15 protein-coding genes and 2 tRNA genes are annotated in these 17,479 nt (G+C 34.8%); 12 read left to right on the top strand and 5 right to left on the bottom strand.

The features are described from left to right. Positions 1-244: 244 nt before the first annotated feature. Both JML65_RS17155 and ccoN read right to left on the bottom strand, forming a co-directional pair. Positions 245-1,132 (bottom strand): cbb3-type cytochrome c oxidase N-terminal domain-containing protein, encoded by an 888-nt coding sequence (locus JML65_RS17155; protein WP_202271538.1) that lies wholly within the window; start codon positions 1,130-1,132, stop codon positions 245-247. A 19-nt stretch (positions 1,133-1,151) separates the two neighbouring features. Beyond that, on the bottom strand, positions 1,152-3,431 hold the full coding sequence (gene ccoN, locus JML65_RS17150) for a cytochrome-c oxidase, cbb3-type subunit I (RefSeq protein ID WP_047493355.1): 2,280 nt from the start codon (positions 3,429-3,431) through the stop codon (positions 1,152-1,154). 180 nt (positions 3,432-3,611) lie between these two features. Here ccoN and JML65_RS17145 point away from each other — a divergent pair, with 180 nt between their 5' ends. From JML65_RS17145 to JML65_RS17125, 5 genes are all read left to right on the top strand, one after another. Continuing rightward, complete coding sequence (locus JML65_RS17145; protein ID WP_228406077.1) at positions 3,612-3,911, top strand: helix-turn-helix domain-containing protein; 300 nt, start codon at positions 3,612-3,614, stop codon at positions 3,909-3,911. 110 nt (positions 3,912-4,021) lie between these two features. Continuing rightward, positions 4,022-5,440 carry an amino acid permease gene (locus tag JML65_RS17140; protein ID WP_202271537.1) on the top strand — a complete coding sequence of 473 codons (1,419 nt, stop codon included), beginning with the start codon at positions 4,022-4,024 and terminating at the stop codon, positions 5,438-5,440. A 233-nt stretch (positions 5,441-5,673) separates the two neighbouring features. Further along, the gene (locus tag JML65_RS17135; protein WP_202271536.1) at positions 5,674-6,780 is read left to right on the top strand and encodes an agmatine/peptidylarginine deiminase; all 1,107 of its coding nucleotides are present in this window, start codon (positions 5,674-5,676) and stop codon (positions 6,778-6,780) included. Between the two features lie 365 nt (positions 6,781-7,145). Then, complete coding sequence (locus JML65_RS17130; protein ID WP_202271535.1) at positions 7,146-7,736, top strand: HdeD family acid-resistance protein; 591 nt, start codon at positions 7,146-7,148, stop codon at positions 7,734-7,736. Positions 7,737-8,075: 339 nt separating this feature from the next. Beyond that, on the top strand, positions 8,076-8,708 hold the full coding sequence (locus tag JML65_RS17125; protein WP_047493339.1) for an HdeD family acid-resistance protein: 633 nt from the start codon (positions 8,076-8,078) through the stop codon (positions 8,706-8,708). A gap of 84 nt (positions 8,709-8,792) precedes the next feature. Here the strand turns inward: JML65_RS17125 and JML65_RS17120 are convergent, their stop codons facing one another. Continuing rightward, a complete protein-coding gene (locus JML65_RS17120; RefSeq protein WP_202271534.1) occupies positions 8,793-10,217 on the bottom strand; it encodes a tetratricopeptide repeat protein in 1,425 nt (474 codons plus the stop codon). Positions 10,218-10,789: 572 nt separating this feature from the next. Between JML65_RS17120 and JML65_RS17115 the strand changes: the two genes are divergently transcribed. The 5 genes from JML65_RS17115 (at position 10,790) to JML65_RS17095 (ending at position 15,219) form a co-directional block, all read left to right on the top strand. After that, the gene (locus JML65_RS17115; protein WP_202271533.1) at positions 10,790-12,355 is read left to right on the top strand and encodes a hypothetical protein; all 1,566 of its coding nucleotides are present in this window, start codon (positions 10,790-10,792) and stop codon (positions 12,353-12,355) included. A gap of 224 nt (positions 12,356-12,579) precedes the next feature. Continuing rightward, entirely contained in the window at positions 12,580-12,942 is a 363-nt protein-coding gene (locus tag JML65_RS17110; RefSeq protein WP_317194084.1) for a transposase, read from the top strand. A gap of 51 nt (positions 12,943-12,993) precedes the next feature. After that, positions 12,994-13,317, top strand: coding sequence for a helix-turn-helix domain-containing protein (locus JML65_RS17105; RefSeq protein ID WP_202271531.1), 324 nt, complete (start codon positions 12,994-12,996; stop codon positions 13,315-13,317). 493 nt (positions 13,318-13,810) lie between these two features. After that, positions 13,811-14,839 carry a hypothetical protein gene (locus JML65_RS17100; RefSeq protein ID WP_202271530.1) on the top strand — a complete coding sequence of 343 codons (1,029 nt, stop codon included), beginning with the start codon at positions 13,811-13,813 and terminating at the stop codon, positions 14,837-14,839. Positions 14,840-15,015: 176 nt separating this feature from the next. Beyond that, positions 15,016-15,219, top strand: a complete 204-nt coding sequence (locus tag JML65_RS17095; RefSeq protein ID WP_202271529.1) for a hypothetical protein — start codon at positions 15,016-15,018, stop codon at positions 15,217-15,219. A gap of 134 nt (positions 15,220-15,353) precedes the next feature. On the opposite strand, the gene JML65_RS17090 is transcribed toward JML65_RS17095, so the two are convergent. Together JML65_RS17090 and JML65_RS17085 are read right to left on the bottom strand one after the other, a co-directional pair. Then, positions 15,354-15,424, bottom strand: a tRNA-Gln gene (locus JML65_RS17090). A gap of 237 nt (positions 15,425-15,661) precedes the next feature. Beyond that, positions 15,662-15,732: transfer RNA gene (locus tag JML65_RS17085), tRNA-Gln, on the bottom strand. A gap of 99 nt (positions 15,733-15,831) precedes the next feature. Between JML65_RS17085 and JML65_RS17080 the strand changes: the two genes are divergently transcribed. Both JML65_RS17080 and arfB read left to right on the top strand, forming a co-directional pair. After that, complete coding sequence (locus JML65_RS17080; protein WP_202271528.1) at positions 15,832-16,860, top strand: AMP-binding protein; 1,029 nt, start codon at positions 15,832-15,834, stop codon at positions 16,858-16,860. A gap of 29 nt (positions 16,861-16,889) precedes the next feature. Further along, a complete protein-coding gene (arfB, locus tag JML65_RS17075; protein ID WP_084085516.1) occupies positions 16,890-17,282 on the top strand; it encodes an alternative ribosome rescue aminoacyl-tRNA hydrolase ArfB in 393 nt (130 codons plus the stop codon). The last annotated feature ends 197 nt before the right edge of the window (positions 17,283-17,479 follow it).

Below are 17,479 nucleotides of genomic sequence, written 5' to 3'. Positions count from 1 at the left end.
TTGTGGTACCCTTGCAAATGCAAAAATCCTGCCTTGGCTGTCTAATTATGGAATTTTTAGTCTGTAGTTGTCAAGTGAATAGTTGAGTAAGACGAGCCAAGGTGTGGATTTTATTCTTTAAAAAGCCCCCTTTATATCATTTTTTTTGATGTTGAAAAGGTTAGTTAGCAAAAATGAAAATTCAAATGTAATGTAGTTCTAAAGGGGGCTTGGCATGGTTTGTATATTGAGGTAATCAATTTTTTTAATTGTTTCCGTTTTCCCATTTCACCTCTTCTCCCTGTGCTGCAGCACCACCCTGCGAAACTGTAATAGGAGAGGTTTCCTGGTTAATATGATAAACATAGGCTGCAATTTTTTCAGCATCTTTTCCTGTAATGGTTCCGTCCTTAATGAAAGGTCTCATGGTAGGATTATTAGGAGAACCGTTTTCAAGCATCCAGAAAACATTTTTAAATAAGCTTTTCTCTTTGATGTTGATCCAGTGGGTATCGGTAAGATTGGGGCCAATACCTCCTTTTCCACCATCTCCGTGACAGGTCACACAATTGGTTTTGAAAAGTTCCTGTCCTTCTGCAATATTATCTGCGCTATATTTTGCTGTTTCCAGATTAATTTGAGGTGCTGTTTTTTCAAATTCTGCAATGGAAGCCAGCATTGTTTTTGTTTCTTTCGTATATTCTGCTTCCGGGTGAGCATAATCTGTAAAGCTAAAAGCTGTTAAATAGACAACACAGAAGATACATCCGAACCAAAATAAACCGATCCACCATTTCGGAAGTGAATTATCAAGCTCTGTAATTCCATCAAAACCATGGTCAATAAGAATGTCTTTTTCCTCAGTGACAGATTGTTTTTTGAAGGCAGAGTTCCATAACTTTTCATAATAGGGAACACTCTTTTCCGCCAGGTATTGTTTTTTCTCTTCCTCAGACAGTCTGCTGAAGCTTTCATTCTCAATCATGTCTCCTATGGAATTCATGATCATAAGGAGGATGATGGCAATCAGGATCAATGCCCAGAAGAATGGAGAAGAAAAATATCCGAAATCACTGGCGAACATTTCAAAGGCCATGATCGTTAAACCTATCGTTGTTGCGATATATATTGAAAGTGGGGTTCTCGTTTTCATTGCAATACAATTTTAATGATTAGTCTGCACTTGCTGTTTGAATCTGTGTTGTTTTGATATCCGTACCTAATCTTTGAAGGTAGGCGATCATAGCTACAATTTCTCTTTGCTCAAGCGGTACATAAGCAGATCCTTTTGCTATTTTTTCTTTTGCCATCTGATCTTTTACATCGGTAGCTTCCGCATAAATTCTTTTTACAATATCTTTTGACTGGTTGTCTGCCCATTGGTTTGCAGAATCAATCTGAGCTTTTGTATACGGTACATCAAAAGAATTTTTCATTAATTTTATTTTATCAACCATTTGAGAACGATCCAGTTTATTGGTGATTAACCAAGGGAAACGGGGCATAATGGAACCGGCAGAGGTAATTCTTGGGTTGTACATATGTTTAAAGTGCCATGAATCCGGGTTTCTTCCTCCTTCTCTGTGAAGATCCGGTCCTGTTCTCTTAGATCCCCATAAGAATGGTCTGTCGTAGATAAATTCTCCAGCTTTGGAATACTGTCCGTTTTTACCTTCGAATCTTAATACCTCATCACGGAAAGGTCTGATCATTTGAGAGTGACACGAGTTACATCCTTCACGAACATATAAATCCCTTCCTTCCAGTTCTAATGGTGTATATGGTTTTACCGCCGTAATAGTAGGAACACTTTGCTTAAGAGATAACGTAGGAACAATTTCCACAAGCCCTCCAATAGCAATAGTAATGAATGCAAGGATAGAAAGCAGGGTAGGAGTTCTTTCCAGCCATAAATGGACACCTTCTCCTTCTTTTCTTCCCGTACCGATGTTGGCCAAGGCTGGGGCTTCAGCAGGAACTTCTTTTTGGAATGAACCGGCTCTTACCGTTCTGATCACATTGATCACCATTAAAATAGCTCCGGACAGATAAAGGATACCTCCTAAAAATCTCATTTTAAAGTAAGGAATGATTGCTGTTACAGTATCCAACCAGTTTTTCCACAATAATGTTCCGTCCGGGTTGAACTGTTTCCACATTAATCCTTGTGTGAAACCAGAAATATACATTGGTACTGCATAGAAAATAATTCCTAATGTTCCCAGCCAGAAATGCCAGTTGGCTAATTTTTTAGACCAAAGTGACGTTCTCCACATAATAGGAACCAGGTAATAGATCACCCCGAATGCCATGAAACCATTCCATCCAAGAGCTCCCAGGTGTACGTGACCGATAACCCAGTCGGTGTAGTGACCGATTTTATTTAAAGATTTTGTTGCTAATAAAGGTCCTTCAAAGGTGGCCATACCATAACAGGTAATTGCAACCACGAAGAATTTAAGGATAGGATTTTCTCTTACTTTATCCCAAGCTCCTCTTAAGGTAAGAAGGCCATTTAACATCCCTCCCCAGGATGGTGCAATAAGCATAATAGAGAATCCTGTTCCTACTGCCTGTGCCCATGCCGGTAATGCTGTATATTGCAGGTGGTGAGGCCCGGCCCAAAGGTATACAAAGATCAACGACCAGAAGTGAATAATAGATAGTTTGTATGAGAATACCGGACGTTGTGCTGCTTTTGGCATAAAGTAATACATCAGACCTAATACAGGAGTGGTCAATACGAATGCTACCGCATTGTGTCCATACCACCATTGTACTAATGCATCTTTTACACCTGCATATACAGAATAAGATTTCCAGCTTGTGAAAGATAAAGGAACTTCAAGGTTATTGAAGATGTGAAGCATTGCCACAGCAATCCATGTTGCCACATAGAACCAGATTGCTACATACAAGTGTCTTACTCTTCTTTTAGCGATCGTTCCAAACATATTGATCCCGAAGATCACCCATGAGAAAGTAATTAATATATCAATAGGCCATTCATGTTCAGCATATTCTTTAGAAGTATTGATTCCCATTAAGAAAGTAATCACTACCGTAATGATCATAAACTGCCATGACCAGAAATGTAACCATGATAATGTATCACTGTACATTCTCGTTTTCAGAAGCCTTTGCATACTGTAATAAGCACCACAGAAAAAGGAGTTACATACGAAAGCAAAAATTACGGCACTTGTGTGAAGCATTCTGATCCTTCCAAAGCCCAAAGCGCCCTGAGTGTTGATCAGCCCCTGAATATTTCCAGATGCTAAACTTTTAATAGTGGTGTCATCTGTACCGAATAAAAATTCCGGTAATTCCGGATAGAAAAGCATTAATGCTGCAGTAAGTCCCAGCAGAAATCCGATGAGCCCGAATACGATAGTAGCATAGAGGAATGCCCTGACAATATTATTGTCATAATTAAATTTTTGCGTCTCCATAAATTCCAATAGTGTTTACCGAAGTGATATTTTCTCTGAAAAAGACTTATTTTCTGTCTTTTTCTATGATGAAAATAAATATCATGTAATGTGTATTATGTTTTGCCAAAGGTATTTATTAACTTTGTTAGAGTCTAATAGGTAATCTTCTAAACTATACCAAAAACTACTAAAACAAAAATGATGAAAGTATGTGGCCAAAATATCAGGAAAATTCGTCGGAGCAGAGATCTTACTCAGGAATATATGGCCTTTGAAATGGGGATTTCCCAGAAGGCATACTCCGACATTGAAAATTCTAAAGTGAAGATCAACCTGGATATCCTGACTAAAATTTCAGATATTTTAGATATTAAGCCTTCCGATATCTGCAGTATTTCACACAAATGTGGAACTGACGATGGATATGAAGATAAATATCAGAATCTTTTGGAATATATGAAGAAGAACAATATTTCGATTCCGAAAGAATATCTGTAAAAATAAAATAGCTTTTTTGTTTTTCGTTAGCCAGAATTGTCAATTTGCCCTATGGAACGAGAATTTCTGTGAAAAGTTTTTATATATTTAGCGCCTGAATAATTCATTCTATGAGCAACGAAAATAAAACAGGACAAAACGAGACTTTAGTTAGAGGATTAACAAATCGACACATACAATTAATTGCCCTTGGAGGTGCCATAGGAACCGGATTATTTCTAGGAATTGGACCTGCAGCCGTATTGGCAGGACCCTCCGTTATTTTAGGGTATGCCTTAGCCGGAATCATTGCCTTTTTTATTATGCGCCAGCTTGGCGAAATGGTAGTTCAGGAGCCGGTATCGGGAAGTTTTAGCCACTTTGCCTATAAATATTGGGGAAATTTTCCAGGTTTTGCATCCGGATGGAATTACTGGATTCTCTATATCCTTGTAAGTATGGCCGAGCTAACGGCAATTGGGCATTACATCCATTTTTGGTGGCCGGAAATACCGCTCTGGGTTTCCAGTTTATTCTTTTTTGTAGTGATCACAGCACTTAACCTTGCCTCTGTAAAAGTATATGGAGAAACTGAATTTTGGTTCTCTATCATCAAAGTGGTAGCCATTATTGCTATGATTGTTTTCGGAGTATACCTCTTAATCAGTGGAACAGGAGGTGAAAAGGCAACAATTACAAACCTATGGAATGACGGTGGCTTTTTCCCAAAAGGTCTGTTTAATAAAACAGAAACCGGATATTCAGGTTTGTTCGCCGCTATGGCGATGATTATGTTCTCATTTGGAGGATTGGAACTGATCGGTATTACAGCAGCAGAAGCTAAAAATCCTGAAAAAACAATTCCTCAGGCTACTAATCAGGTGATTTATAGAATACTTATTTTCTATGTAGGAGCTTTAGTGATCCTGTTTGCATTGAGCCCATGGAGAGAAATTACAGAAGGATCAAGCCCGTTTGTAATGGTTTTTCAAAACTTAAACGGCCTCGAATTCAGTCTTTTTGGTAAGGTTATTCAGTTCAATACCTTGATAGCCAATGTTCTTAATTTAATTGTATTAACAGCTGCTTTATCAGTTTACAACAGTAGTGTTTACAGTAACAGCCGAATGCTTTTTGGACTGGCTCAACAGGGTAATGCCCCGAAGTTTTTGAAAAAGCTGAATAAAAACTCTGTTCCTACAAATGCCATCCTTATCTCTTCATGCTTTGCAGGGATCTGTATTATCATTAATAAATTGGTGCCTGAAAAAGCTTTTGAATACCTAATGGCTTTGGTAGTATCTACATTGATTATCAACTGGCTGATGATATGCTATACCCATTTAAAGTTTAAAAAAGCTATCAATAAATCAGGGATTCAATCCAAGTTTCCTTCCATATTCTATCCTGTATCCAATTATATCTGTATTGCCTTTTTGGTTTTAATTTTAGGATTGATGAGTATTACAGGAATGGAAATTCAGGTGATTTTAATTCCGGTTTGGCTGGGCTTTCTGTTTGTCATGTATAAACTGTATAAGCCGAAATAAAATATAAAACAGTCTGATGTTTTAAAAGATGAAAATAAATTTATTTTCATCTTTTTTGTTTTTTCTGTACCTTGGTAATAGTCCATAACTTCAAATTCCGGCTGGGGAAATCAAATCAATCTCTCATTATTCTTATCGGATTTTTTTAGATTTTTCATGAAACTATGTTGACATTTTCAAAAAATGCTGCGCTTTGAAATTTTGGTGTATTTATTGGAACAAAATATAATGATATGAAAAAACTATTCACACTCACTTTTGTGTTGAGTTTTATATTAAGTATGGCACAGACAGATTATCATTTTCCCGAAGAATCTTCACGGCATGAAGGAACGTGGCTGCAGTGGCCCCATCACTATCAACATGGAATGACTTACCGGAAGAGGGTAGAGCAAGCCTGGGTGGATATGACAAAAGCTCTTCAGTCTGGTGAGAAGGTTCACATTATTGCTTATAATGCCGAGGAAAAAAATAGAATTATCCATATTCTGGAGGAAAATAAAGTTCCTATGAAAAATGTGGATTTCAAAATGTATCCTACAGATGATGTATGGATCAGAGATAATGGACCTATTTTCGTAAAAGATAATAAGGGCAATGTTCTTATTGAAGACTGGGGATTTAATGGCTGGGGCGAAAAATTTGACTTTGAAAATTGTGATAAAATTCCACAACGAATCGGAAAAGATCTTGGAATAAAAGTGATTGACCTGAATGAAGAAATGGTGAATGAAGGAGGTTCTGTAGAGACTGATGGAAACGGAGTTTTAATGGCTTGTAAAAGTTCAGTGATCAGCCAGAAAAAAGAAGCAACACGAAATAAAGGAATCACACAGGAGGAAGCTGAAGAAATGTTTACAACATATTATGGGGTGTCAAAAGTAATTTGGCTGGATGGTGTTACCGGATTGGATGTTACAGATATGCATATTGATGGTTTTATGAAGTTTGTTAACCATAATACCATGATCACCATGAATGAAAATGATCTTCTTGAGCTTGGGCTTTCTGATAAAGATATTAAAACGCTTTATGCAGCCGCCAATACAGATGGTAAGGAATATAAAAAAGTCTATCTGCCTGCGACTCAAAATAAAGTAAAGACAGCTTATGGAAAGCAGCTGGACGAAAAAGGTTCTTATGTAAACTATTATGTAGCTAATACAGTGGTATTGGTTCCTAATTATGGGGATCCTAATGATGAGGTAGCCAATCATATGATTCAGGGTCAGTATCCTGAGAGAAAAGTTATAGGGATAGATGTAAGAAATCTATATGAAAATGGAGGCATGGTGCACTGTGTTACCCAGCAGCAGCCTGCGGGCAATCTGCTGAAATAAATAAAAAATTTATGCTGTGAAAAAATCCTATAGAATACATGTGCTATTCCATAGAATGTTTTTTTTGTATAAATAATATTGTTAAAAATTAATATTTGAATAATATGTTTTTGTATTTGTAAAAAATGCATGAAAAAAATACTAAAAATCATTTAATAAATGAATATGCTTAGTATTGATTGTGTTATAAAATATTCTGATATACAATTTGTTAAGCTTGGATTCTATTATTGAATTTGCCGTTTTTGTAAGTTTGTAACGGGAAAAACTTCAATTAAGGATGAAAAAAATAAAAGGTTTTAAAAACTCCTGCGGAAATGCCGAACACCGCTTCATAAAGTAGGTAAAATCTAAAAAAGCATTGTATGTCGAACTCATTTCAAACGATTAACAGCTCTGTTAATCATTGGTATATTCCGTTGATATTCGGAATTACTTTTTTAATCTGTGGATTTTATGTTTTCAGTGTACCACTAGCAGCCTATGTTACACTTTCTATTTTTTTTAGTGCTTCGTTTTTATTCTCCGGGATTACAGAAATGTTCTTTTCTTTAGAGAACAGGACCTCCCTGCAGGGATGGGGGTGGTTTCTTATAAGCGGTTTAATGACTACCACAATCGGCACTTATCTCATTGCTAATCCGCATATTTCAATGTCTGTTCTGCCTTTTGTAGTGGGGATTACTTTATTGTTCCGTTCTTTTCAGCTGCTCGGTTTTGCATTTGATCTGAAAAACATGAAAGTAGCAGGCTGGAGTAATGTAGTTCCAACAAGTATCGGAGGCATGATATTCTCTTTACTATTGATATTTAGTCCCATATTTATGGGAATTTCTTTAGTGATATTGACGGGGATTTCTTTTATCTTAATAGGGACAGCCTCTATAATGCTGGCTTTGGATTTTAAAAAAAATAAAAAATATTTCCGGAGGAACAGGCCTGGAATACAGAGATAGAATCAGAATTTAAACAGAAAATGATGATCTGAAAAAATAAGCATATTATATACATAGAAAAGACCTTAGTAAGAGGTCTTTTTGTTTTTTTAATCCGTATATATCTCTGTGTAAAATCATTGATGAAAAAGAGAAGATTTTTATTATAAATATCAGGTTAATTTCTTTTCTGAAAAAAATGAATTCATCTGTGGTTTTATTCACTATGTGTGCTATTTTTCGTACCTTAGTTCAGGTTGTATTTCAAATTCAGGTGAAAATTATAACCTGTTTGAAAGTACAGCTACGGAGATGCCGAACACCGTTATGCAAAGTAGGCAAGACTAAAAAAAGACACCTATGGCCAATTTATTTCAAACCCTTACAAACACTGTAAAACATTGGTATATTCCTTTGATTTTTGGAATCCTTTTCCTTATCTGCGGTTTTTATGTTTTCAGTGTACCACTTGCAACCTATGTCACACTTTCTATTTTCTTTAGTGTTTCATTCTTATTTTCCGGAATTACAGAAATATTCTTTTCCCTTCAAAACAATAAATCCTTACAGGGGTGGGGTTGGTTTCTTGTAAGCGGATTATTAACAACAGCTATAGGAATTTACCTTATTGCAAATCCGCAAATTTCAATGGCCGTACTTCCGTTTGTTGTAGGATTTACCTTACTGTTCCGTTCTTTTCAGCTCCTGGGCTTTGCTTTTGACCTGAAAAGTATGAAAATAATGAGCTGGGGAAATGTAGCTCTTGCCAGCGCAGGAGGAATTATATTTTCTTTACTGCTTATATTCAATCCTATATTTACAGGAATTTCTTTGGTTACCTTAACCGGAGTTTCCTTTATTTTTATGGGAATAGCTTCTATTATGTTAGCACTGGATTTACGAAAAGTTAAAAAAATTCCCGGAAAGATAAGCCAGGAGCTAAGAGATCGGATTAAATCTATTCAGGATGAAATTGATGATGTGAAAAAGTAAGTATACCTTATATTTATAAATGTAAAAAGACCTTAATAAGAGGTCTTTTTGTTTTTTATCAGCATTTTTCTGTACAAAATTAAGTTACAGGTCCAGAATCCATTTCTGAAGATCCGTGTTCGAAGATAATTTAAGCTTTTTCTTAAGTCTGTATCTTTTTGTCTCTATCCCACGGACACTAATGTTTTCATATTGGCAGATTTCTTTATTCGTAAGATTTAATCTGATATAAGCACTGAATTTTATATCATGTTCTGTAAGTTCAGGAGTATGTGTAATTAGTTTTTCATAGAATTCAGGGTATACTTCTTTAAAACGTACCAGAAACAGAGGGCTTCTGCTCTCCATAAGCTGAATGATTTCATCAAATGAATTATTTACTTTCAATTTAAGAACATCCGTTTCAATGATCTTTTTCTCTAGAATTTTGTCCTTTTTAAGGACTTTTTTAATATAGATTTTTCTGATGAAATATAATAACAGGCCAAATGATACTACAATGAGCATGACTATAACGTAGAACATCCTTCTTTCTTTTCCTTTTTCCTCATGCTTTAAATCAATCAGTGTATTAACGGCAAGATTTACGGCTTCTTTTTCGTTTTTACTGATATCGTCATGAAGAATGGTGTATTTTCTTAGAAATTCATTAGATTTTTCAATTTCATTTAAAGATTTATAAACACTGGAAAGTGTGTCGTAAACAGTCAGTAAGGAGCCTGGGGTATTTTTCGTTTTTTGAAATACGTCAAGTGATTTCAAATAATATTCAAGTGCTTTTTCTTTATTTCCTTTTATATTATATAGATCTCCATAGCTGAACCATGCAGTGGCTTTTTCAATATCAGATGCATTGTTAGAATAGGCAAAAGCCTTATTCATATAGTATTCAGCAGAGTCTAAATGTTTTTTTTCAGCAATAAATTTGTCTGCTGTTCTTGTATAAGACGTGATATTGGGTTTTGAACCCAGTATTTTCTTCTTTATAGCTTGTAAAGAATCAAGGTTTTTATCTTTGGGAAAATTCTGTTGTTTCCATGAATAGTTGTAGGCCAGAGCAAATTCTCTCTGTTTAAGATTGGTAATTTTCTTTATATAAGATGCTGCCTGATCAAAGGCTGCATTGGATTGTTCATAAAGCCCCAGCCGTGTATAATTCCTTCCGTATTCATTGTATAAATTGGCCTTCAGAAAAGGATCATTACTATGCAGCAGTTCTTTTTTAGCTTTGTCAAGATATTCCAGGCTTTCTTTATTCCTGTCAAGTCCGGATAATATGCTTCCTATATTGGTATATACCATAATAACACCCTTGGTGTCATCATTTTTTTCATATTGTGTAAGAGCGTTAATATTGTATTTTAAGGCTCCTTCGGCGTCTAGTCTCTTTCGATATTCTAATGTCGTTTTTATAGGTTCGGGTTGAAAAGAGAAGTCCTGAGCGTCAAAAAATACTGAGAAGGAAAAGAAAATCAGATATAATATTTTAATTCTAAAATTTTGGAACATATTTTTTAAAATTATTAACACAAAAATAACTTTTTTATGAATATGATTAAGAAATTAATCAGCTGCACGTAATTTTTTATTTTGACATATAGCAAAAATGTACTTCAAAAATACTCCATTTAAATAAGTAAAGTATTGTTTGTTAATTCATTGTGTTGTGAAGTGTATTTGAAGTAATGCTTAGTGTAGATAATATTGATAGATTTATCACGAAATAATTTTTTCATTCTTTCACGTTTGAAAAGTGTTTGTGTTTAGAGGCAGGGATATTGATGGTCCCTGCTTTTTAAATAAGAGAACTATTGGAGTTCTAAAGTGTTTATAATTATCCTCTTTCCTCTGAATATTGCTCAGAGAATACTAATAATTCACTTTTTCGACTTACTTCAAAGTTACTTCACTTGTATTGTAACTATTTGTTTTATAGATTGTTGTTGGTTGAAGTGTCTTTGATGTAGATTTTTTTTTGTTTGCAGGCAGTAAGTTTGCATCATCAAGTTCGAACACTGGAGATTTCAGACCGGTCATGTTTTTCAGTACGATTCTAAATACACACAAGAAAAAATTAAACAATGAAAAAAATAATAATTTCATCTGCGATATTTGTCGCGAATTTTGCCTTTTCTCAAGTAGGTATTAATACCCCTAATCCACAAGCATCATTGGATATCCAAAGCAAAGGAAATACTTCCGCTACTAAAGCTATGAGAATCAATAATTCAAATAATACAGAAATGGTTACCATTACTGATGCGGGGAGAGTAGGAATCGGAGCTGCTGTTCCAAAATCAAACCTGCAGGTTATTGGAGATGAATTGAGGGTGGGTGGGCCATCCACACAACTTGGCAGTGTTGCCAATCCAGTGTTAAGAATTCATTCTAATGCAAATACGGATGGTTCAGGAGGTTCATTACTTTTTAGTGAGAATATGGAGACTTTTGGATATTATATAAGACAAAATACAGAGGCAGGAAATACTTATGGCTTCGATGGTTTAGCAATTGGCGCTGCACAAGCAGGGAAGTATGCTTATAATCCAGCAAAACCGGGAGTCTTTATTTCGGATAATCAGAATGTAAGCTTTGGAACTGCTACTCCTCAAGCAATGTTTCATATAGATGGTGCAAGAGATAATAATGTTAATTCTGCTCCCACTCCTGCACAGCAAGTAAATGATATTGTGGTTAATACCTCTGGAAATATAGGAATAGGAACAATCAGCCCTACCCATAAGCTCGATATTCGTTCCGCAACTAACGGAGCCGTTAAAATTGTAGATGGAACACAGGGAGCCAATAAAGTTTTAACCTCAGATGCTAATGGTGTGGCTACATGGAGAGATGGTGTTACTGATACAAGTATCTATAATAGTAATGGAACACTGTCGGCTAACCGAACCGTTGCACAAGCAGGTAATAATTTAGCATTTACAAGTACTGCTACAACCGGAACCAGCCATTTTACTGTAGATGGGGCCACTTTTAATATTGATGCAAGAAATAACAGAGTGGGTATTGGAACCACTAATCCCCAAACTAATTTTCATACCATCGGAACAAGAAGATTTGAGAATGCCACAAGTGGTTCGGTAGTGGCAGGCTCTGTATTAACGGCAACGGATACTAATGGTACTGCTGAATGGCGGATTCCCGCTTCTCAAACTGCAGTTGGAGGTGCTGCAGCAAGTTCGGGAATTAGTATTCCTTTTGCTAATGATGGAACTTATAGGTATACAGGACAGTATATAACGCTGCCTCCTGGAAAATGGGCGGTTACTATTACTCAGCTGGCACAAACTGTGGGGAGCCTGGATAATGACGACTGGATGTTTGTGAGAAGTTCTTTCGGAGAAGGGAATGTAGCTGTAGGAGCTGCACTTACACGTTCTAGTGATCTGAAAGGACCTTCATTAATGAGTTTCAGAGTACAAGGACCTGCTTCTACAGGACATCCTCAGCAGTTTGATGTATTTCAGGGGACTATTATCATTGAAAATACTGATATCAAAGAGAAAACCTATAGATATATTGCCGGAGCTACAGTTACTGGCGGAAGTCCTAATAGCTCAACCGTTATCTCGCGATTTGGAGACTTAACGTGGTCAGAGAGTTCCATTTTTGCTACAGCCATTAAATAGTAAGAGAAAAGAGGATATTTTATTTTTATGGTTGTTGACAGGCAGGGATACACTGGATCTTCCATATCCCTGCTTATTTAAACACAGTATAATTGGATACCTAAAGTTATGTATGGTGTAATTAAACAGATTAAATTTTATTATAAGAGACAATGGAGTTAGATTTTAAAAACATTCACATAGGAAACATGATTCACTTACAGGTAGAACAAAATCAATTTGAAATGACAAGGATATGTAAGTTTATGAAGTCTTCGGAAAAGGAAATAAAAGCAATGTATCTACAAAAAGATCTTCCAACCGGTATATTATTAAGATGGAGCAAACTGTTACAATATGATTTTTTCCGGATCTATTCTCAGCATTTAATATTATTTGCTCCCCAGAAAAGTAGTGCACGGATCTACGTAAAACAAACGGAGGATAAGAAAAGTAACCTCCCACAATTTAAAAAAAACTTATATACTAAGGAAATTATTGACTTTATTCTTGAGCTTATCCGTACTGAGGAAAAAACAAAAGAACAGATAATGAAGCAATATAATATTCCTAAAACAACTTTGTATAAATGGCTTAAAAAATACTAACGAAAATTTATAAGGATCTGTAAAATAGTATACTAAATCAAATGAAAAGAAATGAAATGTTCAAAACCTTATTATAAAAAGATATTTACTGATATGTTGGCATTAAAATTTCCTGATAAAAAAGAACAATGCTTGTTTTTTTTAGATAAAGAAGAACTTTCTGAGCTGGATGTACTAAAGCTTAATAAAATTATATTTGGCGAGGATGTTTCAGAAAATGTGAATGCCAAAAATCACAGGTCTTACGATAAGTCTACCATTTTTAAAATTTTGGATTATCAAAAGAAACAGAAACTGAATAATATACAGACTGCCAGGTATTTTGGTCTCAGCAGAAACACAATAGCAAAGTGGAAAAAAATATTTTTAGTCTAAAAATAGTAGGTGCGGTTCCCAATAATTCAATATCTGATTCAAAATTATAGCTAAAAATGTTTTTTTTACTATTTCCTGATTCGAATTCTATCCAACTTTTGATAGAATATATCTTGATCATCTTTAGGAAAAAAATGTGCTTTTATCCATAGCTGCTTCTGTGTAATTCATAATAGTTATATTTTAAAATTATAGCTATATAAATGTGGGTTTTACATTTAAAAAGCTATTTATTGAATAATATTCTTAATTAAAATGATATATGGGTGATTATTTTTATGTTTTTTTTAACTGGGATATTGTTTAGTATCTGTTTTGTTCTTAATTTTAATCCATTGATAAATAATATTGTAGAGAGTTTTAAAGTGTAAATGCAGAAGTAGTAAAGTAAAGAGGTTTTGTAAGGATTACATTGATATATAAACTAATGTTGAAGTAAAATTTTATAAGATTCAAAAAATACATCATATTACTCAATTTAAAAACTAATAAAATGAAAACAAGCATTTTACTATTATCAATGCTGATAATTGCCAATTTTACACGTGCACAAATTGGAATATACACATCAAACCCTCAAGGCGCGCTCCATTTTGATGGTGCAAAAGACAATCCGGCAACGGGTATTCCAACTGATGTACAGCAAGCCAATGATTTTACAATAACCTCTACTGGAAATGTTGGTATTGGTACCATTACCCCGTCATCAAATCTTCATATAACAAATAGAGGAACAGCTACGGGGATTGGAACAGGTGAGGTGACGAATACAGGACTTTTGATAGAAAACCCTATTGCCAACAGTTCCATATTGTCAATTTTAAGAACCACCGGAGCAGCAGGAACTAAACAGACAGTAATGGGAATAAACCCTAATATCAATGGAAATAATGGATTGTTTGTTATTTCCCGTACCCCTGGTGCAACTGATTTTGTAATGGATTTATCTTCCGGCAATATAGGGATTGCCAATAATGCACCCACCAATACTTTAGATGTGGCTGGCAGTACCAGAATAAGAACTTTAGCTGTAGTACCTGGAGCTACAGTGGTTACTCCTGTATATGCAGACGGTAATGGTGTTCTGAATAAAGCTGTTGATACTACCTATGGAACAGTTATTAATAATACCGTTACTATAACATCAGGCGCTACAAATACATTGATTACAGGAATTGAGAATAATGCTGTATATAAAGCTGTGGTATATGTTGGTAATACTTGCGGCCGTATTGGTATTGCAGAATATTATGTCACTAATAATGCTTTTAACAATTCTTTCTCTATTAAAGGAATAGATGGTATTTTAAATACTGATACGACTATAAAAGCCCCTACTTTCACTGAGGTAAACAGATATACAACATCAGTAGTCTGGTCTGGTATTCCAAATTGTGCTGCTGGAGGTACTAATATTGCATTTAGTTATACATTAACAATGCCTTCTGCAGGAACAATAAATCTCACCAATGATGGGGATGCAAGTTTACAATATAGGGTGATACTTACACGAATGTTTTAATTTTTTTTAAATAAAATAATAGCCTATTTTCATATGAAATAGGCTTTTTTTATGAAAGTCTATCGTGTAAGATTCTGGAAAATGATTATTCTATCAATCTATTCTTATTGTATGGTTTTCCGTATTTTTTTAGGGTAATCATCATTTAGTTTTGCTAAATATTTAAATAGTAAAAAATGAAAAAAATGGTATTATTGATCGTTTTAGGAGGGATGTTCAATTCTTGTGGAGGAAGTAGTGATGAAAGTGAAAGAGGTTCAGAATCTTGTACCTATAATGGACACAGACTGTATGTAGGTGAAAAAGGAGGGTGTTATTATCTTTCCTCTGGAGGAAGCAAAGAATATGTTGATAAAAGTTATTGTATAGGATGTAACTAAAATCTATTAGTTGTATCAATATATAAACATCATTACTATTCTCGAAATAAAACTCTGTCATAAAGGAGACAGGGTTTTATTTTTTTCAGAGAGGATTATAAAAACAAAAACCATCCTTAAAGAAGGATGGTTTGTAGACCCACAGGGATTCGAACCCCGACTGACGGTACCAAAAACCGGAGTGCTACCGTTACACTATAGGTCTGTTTATTTTTGGTGATGCAAATTTATAGTTTTTTTTTAAATGTACAAATACCTTATCAAAAAATCTATAGTTTTTACACTCAAAATTGATAGGAATTTATCTTTTCTGACGGATTTTATATTGAATCTTTTATAGATGCTCCATATTACCACTGTGAAAAATAGCTTTACAGAAAAATAAAACAGTATAATATAGCCCTATAAAAAACAAAAACCATCCTTAGAAAAGGATGGTTTGTAGACCCACAGGGATTCGAACCCCGACTGACGGTACCAAAAACCGGAGTGCTACCGTTACACTATAGGTCTGTTTTATTTTGGTGGTGCAAATTTACAGCTTTTTTCTTTACTTACAAGAACTTTTTAAAATTTTTTCTAAATTTACTGTGCTTTTATGAATACTAAAATATGCTGATAGACTTCAATAATCTCAATACTAATAATTTATCGTTTAATACGGAATTTGAAAAAAAAGTTGGTTTTTTTCTGGAAGAATGGTTTTTTAACGCAAACACGGTAAAAGTTCAGACTTCGGGTTCCACAGGAACACCTAAAATTTTTGAAATTGAGAAAAGTAAAATGATAAATTCTGCGGTAATGACCTGCAACTTTCTGGGATTACAACAGGGGGATAAGGCGCTTTTATGCCTGCCGGTAGAATATATCTCAGGGAAAATGATGGTTGTACGTGCTCTGGAAAGAAAATTAAAACTAATGGTGACAGAACCCTCCTTAAACCCTGTTGAAAATCTGGAAGAGGAAATAGATTTTTGTGCAATGACTCCTTTGCAGGTAGAAAATTCACTGGATAAACTTCATTTAATAAAAAATCTGATCATTGGGGGGGCTGCAGTATCAGAGAGTTTAAAAAATAAAATTCTCAAAATGAATCTGAGTGTTTCAAACCGTATTTTTGAAACCTATGGAATGTCTGAAACCCTTTCTCATATTGCCTTAAGGCAGCTGATGCCGGAGCCGGAAGAGTATTTTACAGCTTTTGAAAATGTAAATATTTCCTTGGATGAGAGGGCGTGTTTGAAAATATTTGCACCTGCAGTGAATGATGAAGTATTGATAACTAATGATTTAGTTGAAATTAAAGCCGGAAAGAAGTTTAGGTTTTTAGGACGGATTGATAATGTAATCAATTCCGGTGGAGCCAAAATTTTTCCGGAAACTCTTGAAGCCCTGGTAAAAAAAGCGATTCCAAATGAAGTGGTATTCTTAGGTATAAAGGACGAAAGTTTGGGTCAAAAATTGATACTGGTTATAGAAGGAAATAAATCAGAAGACTTGTTTGTGAAAATTTCAGAAATACCGTTTGATAAAAATTTCCACAAACCCAAAGAGATTATTTTTATAGATGAAATACCCAGAACGCCAAACGGAAAAATAAACAGGATAGAACTGTATAAAAAGATCAGTACAGAGGCCTAATCTTTTTCACTTATTTTAAAATAAATACAATGAAAGACTTTTCAAAAGAACTCAGTTTCAAAACCTCCCGAAGTAGTGGTGCTGGAGGGCAAAATGTGAATAAGGTGGAAACTGCCGTTACCGTACTTTGGGAAGTGAATGCATCTGTTTTCTTTCATGAGGAGCAGAAAGCATTACTACTGGATAAATTGAAAAACAGGATCAATGCTGATGGAGTTTTATTTTTAACTGTTTCTGAAAGCCGAACGCAGCTGATGAATAAAAATAAAGCAATTGAAAAAATAATTGAACTGGTGAACAAAGCGCTCATTGTTCCCAAAAAAAGAACGGCGACAAAACCTTCAAGAGCTCAGAAACAGAAAAGATTGGATAGCAAGAAAAAGCTCTCCGATAAAAAGGAAAACAGACGGTTTAAGTTGTAGTTGTTTACTCAAAAATAAACGATTGCTTCCGGAACGTTGAAAGACATGATCATGATGGGGAAATATTTAATTTGGCGATAATTTGCCGCTACATTCCGATTTTAAGTCCTATATTTGTTAGGATTAAAACAAAATATAATGACAGCAACAATCTTTTTATCTGCGATACGCCGACCGTCAGGATTACTGCTGTCATT

It is taken from the genome of Chryseobacterium sp. KMC2, from assembly GCF_016756935.1.
Taxonomy (GTDB): Bacteria; Bacteroidota; Bacteroidia; order Flavobacteriales; family Weeksellaceae; genus Chryseobacterium; species Chryseobacterium rhizosphaerae.
This window is presented reverse-complemented; position numbering and strand designations above follow the sequence as displayed.